15 protein-coding genes and 1 tRNA gene are annotated in these 13,352 nt (G+C 62.7%); 13 read left to right on the forward strand and 3 right to left on the reverse strand.

Annotated elements, in window-relative coordinates:
- Positions 1-18: 18 nt before the first annotated feature.
- Positions 19-2,010: a transketolase gene (tkt, locus tag FJ948_RS21655; RefSeq protein WP_140707989.1), complete on the reverse strand. Its 1,992-nt coding sequence runs from the start codon at positions 2,008-2,010 to the stop codon at positions 19-21.
- Positions 2,011-2,272: 262 nt separating this feature from the next.
- Here tkt and FJ948_RS21660 point away from each other — a divergent pair, with 262 nt between their 5' ends.
- The 5 genes from FJ948_RS21660 to FJ948_RS21680 all read left to right on the forward strand — a co-directional run bounded on the left by FJ948_RS21660 (position 2,273) and on the right by FJ948_RS21680 (position 5,048).
- Positions 2,273-2,545 carry a DUF4164 domain-containing protein gene (locus FJ948_RS21660; protein ID WP_140707990.1) on the forward strand — a complete coding sequence of 91 codons (273 nt, stop codon included), beginning with the start codon at positions 2,273-2,275 and terminating at the stop codon, positions 2,543-2,545.
- Between the two features lie 11 nt (positions 2,546-2,556).
- The gene (locus FJ948_RS21665; RefSeq protein ID WP_056575728.1) at positions 2,557-2,922 is read left to right on the forward strand and encodes a cell division protein ZapA; all 366 of its coding nucleotides are present in this window, start codon (positions 2,557-2,559) and stop codon (positions 2,920-2,922) included.
- A gap of 210 nt (positions 2,923-3,132) precedes the next feature.
- Complete coding sequence (locus FJ948_RS21670; protein WP_140707991.1) at positions 3,133-3,792, forward strand: peroxiredoxin; 660 nt, start codon at positions 3,133-3,135, stop codon at positions 3,790-3,792.
- 145 nt (positions 3,793-3,937) lie between these two features.
- A complete protein-coding gene (locus FJ948_RS21675; protein WP_140707992.1) occupies positions 3,938-4,810 on the forward strand; it encodes an MBL fold metallo-hydrolase in 873 nt (290 codons plus the stop codon).
- Positions 4,811-4,847: 37 nt separating this feature from the next.
- The gene (locus FJ948_RS21680; protein ID WP_140707993.1) at positions 4,848-5,048 is read left to right on the forward strand and encodes a hypothetical protein; all 201 of its coding nucleotides are present in this window, start codon (positions 4,848-4,850) and stop codon (positions 5,046-5,048) included.
- Positions 5,049-5,070: 22 nt separating this feature from the next.
- On the opposite strand, the gene rpoH is transcribed toward FJ948_RS21680, so the two are convergent.
- Together rpoH and FJ948_RS21690 are read right to left on the reverse strand one after the other, a co-directional pair.
- Positions 5,071-5,982 carry an RNA polymerase sigma factor RpoH gene (gene rpoH / locus FJ948_RS21685; RefSeq protein ID WP_015315375.1) on the reverse strand — a complete coding sequence of 304 codons (912 nt, stop codon included), beginning with the start codon at positions 5,980-5,982 and terminating at the stop codon, positions 5,071-5,073.
- Between the two features lie 190 nt (positions 5,983-6,172).
- Positions 6,173-7,228 (reverse strand): RluA family pseudouridine synthase, encoded by a 1,056-nt coding sequence (locus FJ948_RS21690; protein ID WP_140707994.1) that lies wholly within the window; start codon positions 7,226-7,228, stop codon positions 6,173-6,175.
- Positions 7,229-7,254: 26 nt separating this feature from the next.
- Here FJ948_RS21690 and FJ948_RS21695 point away from each other — a divergent pair, with 26 nt between their 5' ends.
- The 8 genes from FJ948_RS21695 (at position 7,255) to FJ948_RS21730 (ending at position 13,201) form a co-directional block, all read left to right on the forward strand.
- The gene (locus FJ948_RS21695; protein ID WP_140707995.1) at positions 7,255-7,638 is read left to right on the forward strand and encodes a fimbrial protein; all 384 of its coding nucleotides are present in this window, start codon (positions 7,255-7,257) and stop codon (positions 7,636-7,638) included.
- Positions 7,639-7,674: 36 nt separating this feature from the next.
- Positions 7,675-8,088 carry a VOC family protein gene (locus FJ948_RS21700; protein ID WP_140707996.1) on the forward strand — a complete coding sequence of 138 codons (414 nt, stop codon included), beginning with the start codon at positions 7,675-7,677 and terminating at the stop codon, positions 8,086-8,088.
- Between the two features lie 85 nt (positions 8,089-8,173).
- A tRNA-Glu gene (locus FJ948_RS21705) sits at positions 8,174-8,248 on the forward strand.
- Positions 8,249-8,946: 698 nt separating this feature from the next.
- Positions 8,947-9,159, forward strand: coding sequence for a hypothetical protein (locus FJ948_RS21715; RefSeq protein ID WP_140707997.1), 213 nt, complete (start codon positions 8,947-8,949; stop codon positions 9,157-9,159).
- A 97-nt stretch (positions 9,160-9,256) separates the two neighbouring features.
- Entirely contained in the window at positions 9,257-11,959 is a 2,703-nt protein-coding gene (locus FJ948_RS21720) for an AAA family ATPase (RefSeq protein ID WP_140707998.1), read from the forward strand.
- A 17-nt stretch (positions 11,960-11,976) separates the two neighbouring features.
- Complete coding sequence (locus tag FJ948_RS30350) at positions 11,977-12,297, forward strand: hypothetical protein (RefSeq protein WP_181173762.1); 321 nt, start codon at positions 11,977-11,979, stop codon at positions 12,295-12,297.
- 254 nt (positions 12,298-12,551) lie between these two features.
- A complete protein-coding gene (locus FJ948_RS30455) occupies positions 12,552-12,872 on the forward strand; it encodes a hypothetical protein (RefSeq protein WP_140707999.1) in 321 nt (106 codons plus the stop codon).
- A complete protein-coding gene (locus FJ948_RS21730) occupies positions 12,869-13,201 on the forward strand; it encodes a hypothetical protein (RefSeq protein ID WP_140708000.1) in 333 nt (110 codons plus the stop codon). The genes FJ948_RS30455 and FJ948_RS21730 overlap by 4 nt, the downstream gene beginning before the upstream one ends.
- Positions 13,202-13,352 lie beyond the last annotated feature (151 nt).

Below are 13,352 nucleotides of genomic sequence, written 5' to 3' on the forward strand. Positions count from 1 at the left end.
TGGCGTGGGAACCAGCCCTTATTTGCCGTGCAGGCGGGCTTCCGCCGCCTTGGCGGCCGCATCGGCGGTGATGCCGAAATGCGGATAGAGCTGCTCGATGGTGCCCGAGGCGCCGAAACCGGTCATGCCGATGAAGATGCCGTCCGAGCCGATGAGATGATCCCAACCCTGGCGGATGCCGGCCTCGATCGCCATCTTGACCGGCGCGTTGCCGATCGTCTTCTTGCGATAAGCGTCGCTCTGCTGATCGAACAGCTCGAAGCAAGGCACCGAGACGACGCGGGTCGGATGGCCATGCTTCTCCAGGAGGTCGCGGGCGCCGAGCGCGATCTCGACCTCGGAACCGGTGGCGAAGATCGTCACCGCGGCTTCACCGCTGGCGCCGGCGAGTTCATAGGCGCCCTGGCTGCTGAGGTTCTTTTCGGTGAACTCGGTGCGCACGGTCGGCAGGTTCTGCCGGGTCAGCGCCAGGGTCGACGGCGTCTTTTCGGATTCGAGCGCGATCTGCCAGCATTCGGCGGTTTCCACCGCGTCGGCCGGACGGAAGACGTTATGGTTGGGGATGGCGCGCAATGCCGCCATGTGCTCGACCGGCTGGTGGGTCGGGCCGTCTTCGCCCAGACCAATGGAATCATGGGTCATGACGAAGATCGAGCGGATGCCCATCAGCGAGGCAAGCCGCATCGACGGACGAGCGTAATCGGAGAAGCACATGAAGGTGCCGCCATAGGCGATGAGGCCGCCATGTAGCGTCAAGCCGTTGATCGCGGCCGCCATGCCATGCTCGCGGATGCCGTAATGGACATAGCGCTGGCCGTAGTCGTCCGGTGTGATGTTCTTGGTCTGGCTGGTCTTGGTGTTGTTGGAGCCGGTCAGATCGGCCGAGCCGCCGATGGTCTCGGGCACAGCGCCGTTGATGACCTCCAGCGCCATTTCCGAGGATTTGCGGGTGGCGACCTTCGGCTTGTCGGCCGAGAGCTTCTTCTTGTAGTCGGCGATGACGGCGTCGAAATTTGCCGGCAGCTTGCCGGCAAGGCGGCGCTCGAACTCGGCCTTCAGCTTCGGATCGGCCTTGGCGAGGCGGCCTTCCCAGTCGGTGCGCGGCTTGGCGCCGGCCTTGCCGGCGGTACGCCAGGCGTCGAGGATGTCGGCGGGGATTTCGAAGGGCGGCGAGTCCCAGTTGAAGAACTTGCGCGCGCCGGCGATCTCGTCGGCGCCGAGCGGCGAGCCGTGCGCCTTGTTGGTGCCGGCCTTGGTCGGGGCGCCGAAGCCGATGGTCGTCTTGCAGGCGATCATCGTCGGCTTGTCGGAATGGCGCGCCGCCTCGATGGCATAGGCAATCGCTTCCGGGTCGGTGCCGTCGATATGGCTGGCGTTCCAGCCGGAGGCCTGGAAGCGCGCGACCTGGTCGGTGTTGTCGGCCAGCGACACCGGACCGTCGATCGAGATGTTGTTGTTGTCCCAGAAGACGATCAGCTTGTTGAGCTTGAGGTGGCCGGCAAGCGCGATGGCTTCCTGGGAAACACCTTCCATCAGGCAGCCGTCGCCGGCCAGCACATAGGTGTAGTGGTCGACAAGGTCGTTGCCGAAGGCGGCGTTCATGATGCGCTCGCCGAGCGCGAAACCGACCGAATTGGCGAGGCCCTGGCCGAGCGGGCCGGTCGTGGTCTCGATGCCGGTGGCGTGGCCATATTCGGGATGGCCGGCGGTCTTCGAGCCCAACTGGCGGAAGTGCTTGATCTGGTCGATGGTCATGTCTTCGTAGCCGGTCAGATGGAGCAGCGAGTAGAGCAGCATCGAACCATGGCCGGCCGACAGGATGAAGCGGTCACGATCGGCCCAGTGCGGGGCCTTGGGGTCGTATTTCAGGAAGCGCGTGAACAGCACCGTGGCGATATCGGCGCAGCCCATCGGCAGGCCGGGATGGCCGGACTGAGCCTTCTCGACGGCGTCCATGGAGAGAAAGCGGATCGCATTGGCCATCCGGTCATGTTGTACACGCGACGTCATGGTTCCTCCGAGGTGGGGGTTTGCGGGCTTGGGAGAGCCCTTGAAAAGGGTGCGCGACACATAGCAGGCGCGGGCTTTTAGTCAACAAATCGGGTGCAGATTTGCCGGTCTTGTGATGCCGTCGGCGGGCCTACTTTAGCGTTAGCGGGGGACAGTCGCGAGAGCTTTGTTGACGTCGCCTTCACCCGGTGCCTAATGTTTCCGACATAACGCGTTCTGAACGCGAACGATTCGGTGATGGGCAGGGCACAGGACGAAGGCCATGACCGGGGAAACCACGCTCAAGGAAGTGATCGCCAGGCTGAGCAAGGCCATCGAGGGGCTGGAAAACGCCGTCGCGGCCAAGCTCAAGCATGAACGCGACTATTCGGAAGCCGAGGCCGAGGTGCAGCGGATGAATGCCGATCGCTCGCGGCTGGCGCAGGAGCTCGACAATTCCGAAGCCCGCGCCGAACGCCTGGAAGACGCCAACAAGGAAGTCTCGCGACGGCTGGTGACCGCGATGGAAACCATCCGCGCCGTGTTGGACAGATAGGAGCTGGCCCGATGGCACAGGTCACGGTTTCAATCGACGGCAAGCAGTACCGCATGGCCTGCGATGAGGGCCAGGAAGAGCATCTGATCGATCTCGCCGAGCGCTTCGACCGCTACGTTTCCCATCTGAAGGATTCTTTTGGCGAGATCGGCGACCAGCGGCTGACCGTCATGGCCGGCATCATGGTGATGGACGAGCTTTCCGAACTGCAGAAGCGCGTCAAGGGCATGGAAAGCGAAGTGCTGACCCTGCGCAAGACGCGCGACGAGGCGCTGACCAAGGCCGACAAGAGCGACAGCGTGCTGACCAACGCGCTTGGCGCCCTGGCGCAACGCATGGAGGATCTGACGGCGACGCTGGCAATCAACAAGGCCTGAAGCCTCGCCGATCCCGCCGTTTGTCTCCTGCCCGAGATCACGCCTTATTTTTCGCCTCGATCCCCGGCAGCGGGGAAAAATTTTTACCCGCCGGCCGAATAGCCGTCATCTCCAGCTTTTAATCCGTCATGCAGCGGTGCTACGACTAGGCGCCGGGGCCGGGCGGCTGAAAGAATGCCGGCTACATTTCACAAGGGGTAGGGATAGGTCATGAGTCTTCGTATCAACGATATCGCGCCGGACTTCACCGCCGAGACGACGCAGGGAGCCATCAAATTCCATGACTGGATCGGCGACGGCTGGGCGATCCTGTTTAGCCATCCGAAGAATTTTACGCCGGTCTGCACGACCGAGCTTGGCACGATGGCGGGGCTCGAGGGCGAGTTCAAGAAGCGCAACGTCAAGATCATCGGCATTTCGGTCGACCCGGTCGAAAGCCATGGCAAATGGCAGGACGACATCAAGACGGCGACCGGCCATTCGGTGCATTATCCGCTGATCGGCGACAAGGACCTCAAGGTCGCCAAGCTCTATGACATGCTGCCAGGCGGCGCCGGTGAGACCTCGGAAGGCCGCACGCCCGCCGACAACGCCACCGTGCGCTCGGTCTACGTCATTGGACCGGACAAGAAGATCAAGCTGGTGCTGACCTATCCGATGACGACGGGGCGCAACTTCGACGAGATCCTGCGCGCGGTCGATTCCATGCAGCTCACCGCCAAGCACCAGGTGGCGACGCCGGCGAACTGGAAGCAGGGCGAGGACGTCATCATCACCGCCGCCGTTTCCAACGAGGATGCCATCAAGCGCTTCGGCGCCTACGACACCATCCTGCCCTATCTCAGGAAGACCAAGCAGCCTTCCGCCTGAAGCCAGCGCGTCGGAACGGTTTTCGGGTTTTCCGCTCCTGTGGGCCAAGTCATGCTTGACTGGTTCGCCGGGGCGGACAACCATGCTCCGGTGGGGTGCCGGGGGAGAAAATCCTTCCTGCCGGGAAAGCTTGGGGAAGCCGGACGTGGATATAGCTTTGGCGAAGCCGCAGGTCAGCGGCTTCCATGACAAGCCGACTGGGGCCATCCAGTATATCGTTGCCGATCCCGCGACGAAGCGATGCGCCATCATCGACCCTATCCTCGACTTCGATGAAAAGTCCGGCGCGACGAGTACGAAGAGCGCGGATGGCTTGCTCGATTTCATTGGGGAAAACGGGCTGGAGCTGGAGTGGATTCTCGATACCCATCCCCACGCCGACCATTTCTCGGCGGCGCATCACCTGAAACAGAAGACCGGAGCGCCGATGGCGATCGGCGACAGGATCGTCGACGTCCAGGCGCTGTGGAAGGTCATCTACAACTGGCCGGATTTTCCCGCCGACGGCGCGCAGTGGGACAGGTTGTTCGCCGAGGGCGAGATGTTCCGGATCGGAACCCTTCCGGTCAAGGTGCTGTTTTCGCCCGGGCATACGCTGGCGTCGATCAGCTATGTGGTCGGGGATGCGGCCTTCGTGCATGACACGGTGTTCATGCCCGACAGCGGTACGGCGAGGACGGATTTTCCCGGCGGCAGCGCCACGCGGCTCTGGCGCTCGATCCAGGATATACTGGCTCTGCCCGACGAGACGCGCGTCTTCGTCGGCCACGATTACCAGGCCGGTGGCCGCGAGCCACTGTGGGAAAGTACCGTGGCGATACAGAAATCCACCAACGTCCATCTCGTCGCCGCACGCACCGAGGCCGAGTTCGTTGCCCTGCGCGAGGCGCGCGACCGCACATTGCCGATGCCGCGGCTGATCCTGCATGCGTTGCAGGTCAACATGAATGGCGGGCGGCTGCCGGAGCCGGAAGCCAATGGCCGGCGATATCTGAAATTTCCGCTGGATGGGTTGTGAGGTTTAGTTCCTTCTCCCGTCACTATACGGGGAGAAGGTGGCGCAGCCGGATGAGGGGCGGCGCCGACGTTTGGCGATGATGTTTGGCAGTTGCTGCGCCGGTGGCAATCGCGCAATCTCGGTGCCGCCCCTCATTGTCCTGCCGGACATTTCTCCCCGTAAAGTGACGGGGAGAAAGGGCCGTGTCGTCGGCTTCGCCAAACAAAAAGGCGGCGCCAGTTTCCTGACGCCGCCCTGACATGTCCTGGCCGATTCCGGCCTTAAGCCGCCGGCTGTGCCTCGATCGTGCGCAGCGCCTGCATCTGGCGCTTGGCGGCGGCCTTGACGGCATCCTGCACCTTCTCGAAGGCGCGCACCTCGATCTGGCGAACGCGCTCGCGGCTGATGTCGAACTCGGCCGACAGTTCTTCCAGGGTCAGCGGCTCCTCGGCGAGGCGACGCGCCTCGAAGATGCGCCGCTCGCGGTCGTTGAGCACGGCCAGAGCGCCCGACAGCATGCCGCGCCGGTTTTCCAGCTCGTCCTGCTCGATCAGCATCTCTTCCTGGCTTTCGTGGTCGTCGACCAGCCAGTCCTGCCATTCGCCGGACTCGCCTTCCGTCGCCCGGATCGGCGCGTTGAGCGAGGCGTCGCCGGACAGGCGGCGGTTCATCGACACCACTTCGGCCTCGGAAACGTTCAGCCGCGTGGCGATCTCGGCGATCTGGTCGGGCTTCAAGTCGCCGTCGTCCAGCGCCTGGATCTTGCCCTTCACCTTGCGGAGATTGAAGAACAGACGCTTCTGGTTGGCGGTCGTGCCCATCTTGACCAGGCTCCACGAGCGCAGAATGTATTCCTGGATCGAGGCCTTGATCCACCACATGGCATAGGTGGCGAGGCGGAAACCACGCTCGGGTTCGAATTTCTTGACGGCCTGCATCAGGCCGACATTGCCTTCCGAGATCACCTCGCCGATCGGCAGGCCGTAGCCGCGATAGCCCATGGCGATCTTGGCGACGAGCCGCAAATGGCTGGTGACGAGCTTGTGAGCGGCCGTGGTGTCTTCATGCTCGGCATAACGCTTGGCGAGCATGTACTCTTCCTGCGGCTGAAGCATGGGAAAGCGGCGGATTTCTTCCAGATAGCGGCTGAGGCCGCCTTCGCCGGAAACGATACTGGGTAATGACTGGGCCATGATAGCGCCCCCTCTCTATTGGAGTGATGCCCCCGAAACGCGGCGGGCATGTGACGCGAGCACCAAAAGGCTCGCTCGCGACATCAGAACTTATACAGGAACAAAACCAGAAAAGACAGCCATTTGTTCAACACGAAACAGTGTGTCACGTTGAAGTGAACAATGCCACTCAGGTTTTTTGATGGCAGGTTCAGAGTTTGCGGAAGCCGCCGACGAGTTCCTCCATGTCCCCCGGTATCGGCGCCTCGAACCTCATCGTTAGATGGGTAGTGGGGTGCCGAAATGCAAGGAGCCAGGCGTGCAAAGCTTGCCGGGAAAATGCCTTGACCTGGCTTTTCAGGGGGTCGGGCAGCCTGTTTGCCTTGGTGCGGAAGGCCTGGCCGTAATCCGGGTCGCCGACGACGGGATGGCCGATATGGGCCATGTGGACGCGGATCTGGTGGGTGCGGCCGGTTTCGAGCCGGCATTCGACCAGGCTTGCGGTGGCGAACTCCCGCTGGTCTTCGCCGAAACGTTCCTGCACGGCAAAGCGGGTGACGGCGTGGCGTGCGTCGTCGCGGCCTTCCGGCACGACGGCGCGGCGGATACGGTCGGCGGCGCGGCCAAGCGGCGCATCGATCGTTCCGGTCGGTCTCTGCGGTATGCCCCAGACCAGCGCCAGGTAGGCGCGTTCGAGGTCGCCGGTCAGGCCGTGGTCGGCGAAGGCCTCCGACAGCGCCTTGTGGGCGCGGTCGGTCTTGGCGACCACCATGACGCCGCTGGTCTCCTTGTCGAGGCGATGGACGATCCCCGGCCGGCGCACCCCGCCGATCCCGGACAGGCTGTCGCCGCAATGGTGGATCAGCGCATTGACCAGCGTGCCGGTCCAATTGCCGGCGCCAGGGTGCACAACAAGCCCCGCCGGCTTGTTGATGACGATCAGTTCGTCGTCCTCGTAGAGCACGTCGAGCGCAATGTTCTCGCCCTGGGGCTGCGCCGGCTCCGGTTCCGGCATGACGACCGACACGCTTTCGCCGGCGTTCATCTTGCGCTTGGTTTCGTCGACCCGCTTGCCGTCAATGACGACGGCGCCTTGCCTGATCAGCATCTGCACGCGACTGCGCGACATGTCCGGGCCAAGGGCTGATGCCAGCCACTGGTCGAGGCGTTGGCCGGCCGCGTCCGCGCCGGCGACCAGCACGGTGGGCGCGGCCTCTGTCAACAGGTCCTCTATCAATTCGGGGACCTCTTCGCTATGAGCGCTCATCGAAAAACCATTCCGGAATATTTGCCATGGCCCGGCCCGATGCCGACGAAGAGCAGGAAAAGCCGCTTGACCCCGAGGTCGACAGACTGCGCGGCAAGCTTATCCGCTTCATGGTCATCAATCTCGGCCTTTTGTTTGTCGCTCTTATGGTGGTGATCGGCGCTATTGTCTACAAAGCCCGCAAGGCGCCGTCGGTGACACCGCCGCTGGCCGGCGACATCCAGACTCCGGCGGGCGAACCGGCCAGCGGCGATATCGTGCTGCCGATTGGCGCCAGGGTGATCAGCCAGTCGCTGTCGGGCGATCGTCTCTCGATCGACGCCGAACTCGCCGACGGCAGCCGCGCCATCTTCCTCTACGATCTCGGCGAACGCCGACTGCTCGGCCAGTTCGCGATCCGCAACAAATAGGCGGGCGGCGATGCAGCAAACAAGTTTGCCGCTGACATGACCGGCTTCACCGGACATCGCCGTGTCGCCACCGTGGCGCTGATCGTCGCCGACTATGACGATGCGATCTCCTGGTATGTCGGGCGGCTCGGCTTTGCGCTGCTCGAGGATGTCGATCTCGGTGGCGGCAAGCGCTGGGTAACCGTGGTGCCGGCAAACGGGCAGGGCGCCAGGCTGCTGCTTGCCGAGGCGTCCGACGACGCGCAGAGGAAAAGCATCGGCAACCAGACCGGCGGCCGGGTCTTCCTGTTCCTCGAAACCGACGACTTTGCCCGCGACCACGCTATGATGCTGGACAAGGGTGTCGAATTCCGCGAGGTGCCGCGTTTCGAGCCCTATGGCACCGTGGCGGTTTTCGCCGACCTCCATGGCAATCTGTGGGACCTGATCGAGCCGAAACGGCAGGGCTGATCAGAGTGGTTCGGCAAAGTCCACGAAGTCTGGAAAGCCCAGTTGCTTTTTGCCGGCCGCCAGCCTATATCGCCCCTTCTTGAGCGCGCCCATCGTCTAGCGGTCAGGACACCGCCCTCTCACGGCGGGAACAGGGGTTCGATTCCCCTTGGGCGTACCAAATAAATCAAGCACTTAGCATTATACGGCCAGTTTCGTTGCAGGTTTCGTTGAATCGGACCGGCAGTCTTGCTTCGCTCTGACGGCGGTGGACCCGCCAAGCGCCGCTGCTCGGCTCGCCCAGCCGGAATGCTGAGGGCAAGCGAAAAATATTTTCGCCGACGGCGCGTCAAGCAGATTTCACGGTCAGCCCGTTGATAAACAAGGAAAATTGGCCTTCAGGCGTTTTTACGTATGTCGAAATAAGTATATCAAGTTTCTCCGACATACAAATTAGGCCGTGTTGAAAGTAAAAACTGCTGCTGTATAGTGACGGTCACCTAGTCTTATTGACGAACTGGAGGCGTTATCCGTGCACAAGCAGAAGCCGAGAGCATCTACCGCACAGTCTGCGGCCCTTACAGTCGACGAGACGGCGGATTACCTGCGGGTCTGCCGCTCCACGGTTTATAAGCTTTTCAAGGATGGCGACATCGTGCCCGCGAAAGTTCGCGGCCGGACCTTAGTGCGTCGTGTTGACGCCGACGCTTTTCTCGACCGCTGCGTTGGCGCCCTTTGACCCTCGCGTCAGTGTCTCGCCGTGAGCGCCGTAGCACGGGCTGCGGGCGGATGGTCCGTACCGATCGCCCTTGGGTCTTCTGCGATCTGCGCCCTGCGACGGTGGCGGACCTACGGCCAGGCGACGGAATGACGCCTGGAATGCAGTGGCTCGTCGCACGTGGCGCCAACGAACAGGGCCAGCCGGGCGACATGTTTTTCGAGATCGCGCTGAATCTGCCGCCTGAGAAGCGCGCCAACACCGGGCCAAACGTTCGCGCAGCGCTCGAGGCGCTCCGTGAATCCGCTGATTTCAGACTCATGATGGACGGATACCATTGGTTCACGCCGAAGGCGGGCGAACCGGCCGTTTAGTGCGGCCCATATACCTGACGACCAATCGACCTGGGGGAATCGAAAACAGAAACGCCGGCAGCGTCTGGAAACGCTCGCCGGCGAGAAGGTCGAAATAATGACAAGCGGTAACATAGCACCACATGCGCACGCTGACAAGTTTCAGCAATTTCTGGCTTCAATTAAGCCTTCGGACCGGCCGCCTTTCGGCCCGATAGAAGCAGCGGAAATCGCCCCTGCAGCCGCACACCGCTCTCCCTTCTCGGCCGAGATCGATCGGTTGACAGCCGGCGGCTATCTGCCGCTCCTGCGGCCGTGCTTACCGCCTGGCGTCAGATTCACGACATGGGACAAGGCGACCAAGACGGTTGTCGAAAAAACGTCTGACGGGAAGGTGCCAGGCGAGCTTGTGGGCGACAAATGGAGAGCCATGGCCGATTGGCGGAACCGGACGCCGACAGCCGCAGACGTGGCTACTTGGCGAAATTGGCCGGATGCCGGCATCTGCCTGACCACGGGCGGTGTCGGTGCGCTCGACATCGACATCAAAATTGACCGCTCCGAAACAGGTGCGGAAGCCGAGCGCGCTCGTTCCTTGGTGGATGCGATCAAACGCCTGACCGCTGACGCGCTAGACCGACCCGTTGATCAACTCCCGATGCGTTGGCGCGAAAACTCCACCAGCTGCATGGTCCTTATGCGGCTCGCCACGACGTTGGGGAAACGCCGCCTTCACCTGGTCGACGTCGCGAGCGGCCGACAACATGCCGTCGAGTTCCTGGCAACGGGGCAGCAGATCGTCGTTTCGGGTGTGCACGTATCCGGCTCCCGCGTGCGATCCTCATTGCCAGATATTCCGTTTGACGCGCTGCCCATCTTGGAAAGCGGCAGGCTCGATGCGCTGGTACCGGCGATTGCCGAAAAGGCGGCCTCGATGGGCTTCCGGTTGGCCTCGTCAAAGGCTGGCTCCGGCAAGGAACTCAAGCCTCCGTATTCACCGGCGGTTGCTGTGCTCCGCGCCGTGATGGCACGGCGCGCGGAGTGGGCGCCGCAGATCGTGCCTTGCAGGCCGAGTTCCGATCACGAGTGGCGCGTAACGTCTGCCGAGCTCGACCGCGATCTTGAGGAAGACCTGGCTATTTTTGCGGACGGAATAGAGGACTATGGGGCGGAATGGACGCACACCCCCGCCTCGCTCGTCGTCGAGTTTGGCTCTATCGATGCTGATGGCGACATCACGTACGGAGGCAGCCCGCTTTACGGCTCTCGTGGCGGACGACCCTTCGCGCCCGTTGGAGAACTGGATGCATCGATCCGGCGCCCCTCTGAAGCCGAGGCGCTGACCTGGCTCTGCCGGAGACTGGCCGGCAACCCATTGCCGGCTTTCGAGCGTGGCGCAACTTGGGCCACGTCACTGCCCGCGATCGGCCGCAGCGTCGGGCTGGTGTGGGAGGCGCTGGAGGCAGCGCGCTTTTTCGATCACGTCGAGGGCGATCGGCCGGAATCCTGGCAGGCGGACAGGCTGGTAAAGAACGCGGATTTCCTGGTGGCCATCCGCGCCGTGGAACCAGAGAGATTCAGCCGGATCGAAGATGCGCATCAATCCGGCGCGGTGGACCTGTGCAAGCTTGCCGACGAGAGGCAGGCGGCGGTAGCAACATCACCCATTCGGCTCGAGGCGCCCACACCTGGCTCAATTTCCTGGATCGATCCCGCGAGTTGGACCGGCAAGCCGATCCGAGCACGTGAATGGGAGGTGGAGGGCTGGATCCCACGGCACGAAACCACATTGCTTTATGGCGACGGCGGCGTTGGCAAAACTCTGCTGATACACCAGTACGCGACGTGTGCTGCCACAGGAAAATCCTTCCTTGGCCAGGAAACGCGTCCGGCTCGAGTGATGGCATTCTTCTGTGAGGATTCCGAAGACGAGCTTCATCGACGCCAGGCCGACATCAACGGAATGCTGCACGTCGACTATTCCGATCTGGCAAACCTGCGGATCTCCTCGCGCAAGCACGACGACAATGCCCTGGGCGTATGGGACAAGGCGATGGGAACAACAAAGCTCACGCCGGCTTGGCATCGGCTGCGCGACGACGCGGTCGCTTGGGGCGCCGACGTCGTGATCGTCGACACGCTGTCAGATGTCTACGTCGGTGACGAGATTGCCCGAGCCCAAGTCAATTCGTTCGTCAAAACCTGCCTGGGGCGTCTCGCCAGCGAGATCGGCGGTAGCGTGATTGCACTTGGCCACCCTTCAGTCTCGGGAAAGACCAGCGGCACAGGCACGTCGGGCTCGACGCAGTGGAGCAACGCCGTCCGGTCGCGGCTCTATCTGAGGTACCCGGATAAGACCGAGCGCGGCAAGATCCGCGAACTTGAAACAATGAAGCTCAACTACGGCCCCAAGGGATCGGTCCTTAAAATCAGGTGGGACCGGGGAGCGTTCGACGTGGTGGCTGGAATGTCGACCGCCGATCGACCGGCTGGTTTTCCGGCATCGGCCGTTCCCGACCTGGCTGATGCTGTAGAGGCGGCCGTCGCCGCGGCCATAAACGAGTGCGCAGGAGTTGCACTTGCGACGGGGCGGACCAGCGCGAACTATGCGCCGAAGGTTCTCAAGCGCCGCTCTCCCGATGTGCTCCAGGCGTTCAGCGTATCCGAGGTGGAAGCCGCGATCGGCCGGATGGAGCAGAACGGGACCATCCGGCACGAAGAGATCGGGCGCGACGGCTCGCGCCGGGCGGTCAAAGGCTACGTTCTCGTTCCGGACAAAATGTCCGCTAGCTCGCCCAAAACTGACGCCGCATTCGATTGAGAACAGGATTTAGGACCTTGCGCAAATATCACCTTCCTGCAGCAAACCTCCCGTGGCCTGCCGCAAACTACCCATCTAAGCCATTGATTTTGTTGATGCGCAAGCTGCCGCAGACTTATTTTGCGCAAACTGCTGCAAACTGCCGCAAAGCCCTTGCCGGCCAAGGCTGCGCAAAGTGCGCAAACTTGCTGCGCAAACTTACCCCCTACGGGGGAGAGCGCGCTTTGCGCAAGCGCCTCCCCACGCCCGGTTTGGGAACGCACAAGCAAGGTGGAAGTGCGAAGGTGGATATCGGCTCGGCGATAACTCACCGGCGCGTATTGTGGACGTTGCCGTGAGACGCGTCGGCACGCACAAGCCGGGCGGGTGGCGCGGCAGCCTGGCGCAGATTGCCGTCGGCCGCGCAGCAATCCGCGCGTGGAACGCGAAGCGGCACCTTGCTCCCAAGTGTGGGGCGAGAAAGAAGAGCGACGGGCAACCCTGCAGGCAAATCGGAATGGAAAACGGCCGTTGCTATTTGCATGGCGGGCGGGTGCCATCCGGCAACGGGTATCATAAGCCCGTATGGCCGAATCGAGACGCACCGAACGCAATGGCGAAACTTGACCGCAAGCTGAAGGCGCTCGATCGCGCGGCCGCGAAGCGAGCAAAGCGAGTAGCCGCGATGAGCCCGGAGCAACGCCAGCGATACGATGCCTGGCAGAAAACCCACCAGCCCGGTCCGGCCGCTGCTCGCCAGCGGAAACGAGCCGATCGGAAAAGCGCCGCAGATCTCCGCGATCTGGTCAGCCGGCCGCGGCCGGCGCCGAGCGCCGAAGTCATCGAGCTGGAGAGGCTAATCGCGGACCGCAAAGCGGATCTGGCCCGCGTTACTGCCGAAAATGAAAACCCCGATCCAGGAGCATTTGGATGAGCACGAAGACAGAAACGCCGGAGCAACTGTTCGAACGCGTCGATCTCAGACTGCGAACCGAAGGGCTAGAGGCGGCAGTTAATGGCCTGATTCGCGTTTGCAAGGATGAGAAGTCGCCACCGCCAGCGGTAGCGACCGCCGGCGTCGCATTGCTTCGCGCAAATGGGGTGCTGGTCGACAAGTCTTCGGGCGGCAAGAAAGCCAAGGACCCGAGCGAGATGACCGGCGACGAGCTACAGGCGGAGATTGATCGGCTTAAGCGCGCCGCTCGCGAGGTTGTGAATCCTGCGGAAGCTGAAGCGGACAACAGGGAAAGTGCGTTCGATTAGGCCTCGGGGCCGCTAGGCGGCATTCGGGTCGACTTCGGGCAACCCCCGTTTTCGACGATGCGCGTTGATAGCCTCTAAGCCCAGCGAGGCAGGCAATTGCACGTGCAGGACTTGGAGTCGCGATGAGTATCGGCCCCTACTGAGAACCGGC

Source organism: Mesorhizobium sp. B2-3-12, from assembly GCF_006442205.1.
Classification (GTDB): Bacteria; Pseudomonadota; Alphaproteobacteria; order Rhizobiales; family Rhizobiaceae; genus Mesorhizobium.

Excerpts from the sequence above, each read along its gene's own strand:
- tkt (WP_140707989.1), bottom strand. The coding sequence starts at position 2,010 with ATGACGTCGCGTGTACAACATGACCGGATGGCCAATGCGATCCGCTTT.
- FJ948_RS21660 (WP_140707990.1), top strand. The coding sequence starts at position 2,273 with ATGACCGGGGAAACCACGCTCAAGGAAGTGATCGCCAGGCTGAGCAAG.
- FJ948_RS21665 (WP_056575728.1), top strand. The coding sequence starts at position 2,557 with ATGGCACAGGTCACGGTTTCAATCGACGGCAAGCAGTACCGCATGGCC.
- FJ948_RS21670 (WP_140707991.1), top strand. The coding sequence starts at position 3,133 with ATGAGTCTTCGTATCAACGATATCGCGCCGGACTTCACCGCCGAGACG.
- rpoH (WP_015315375.1), bottom strand. The coding sequence starts at position 5,982 with ATGGCCCAGTCATTACCCAGTATCGTTTCCGGCGAAGGCGGCCTCAGC.
- FJ948_RS21690 (WP_140707994.1), bottom strand. The coding sequence starts at position 7,228 with ATGAGCGCTCATAGCGAAGAGGTCCCCGAATTGATAGAGGACCTGTTG.
- FJ948_RS21695 (WP_140707995.1), top strand. The coding sequence starts at position 7,255 with ATGGCCCGGCCCGATGCCGACGAAGAGCAGGAAAAGCCGCTTGACCCC.
- FJ948_RS21700 (WP_140707996.1), top strand. The coding sequence starts at position 7,675 with ATGACCGGCTTCACCGGACATCGCCGTGTCGCCACCGTGGCGCTGATC.
- FJ948_RS21715 (WP_140707997.1), top strand. The coding sequence starts at position 8,947 with ATGCAGTGGCTCGTCGCACGTGGCGCCAACGAACAGGGCCAGCCGGGC.
- FJ948_RS21720 (WP_140707998.1), top strand. The coding sequence starts at position 9,257 with ATGACAAGCGGTAACATAGCACCACATGCGCACGCTGACAAGTTTCAG.
- FJ948_RS30455 (WP_140707999.1), top strand. The coding sequence starts at position 12,552 with ATGGCGAAACTTGACCGCAAGCTGAAGGCGCTCGATCGCGCGGCCGCG.
- FJ948_RS21730 (WP_140708000.1), top strand. The coding sequence starts at position 12,869 with ATGAGCACGAAGACAGAAACGCCGGAGCAACTGTTCGAACGCGTCGAT.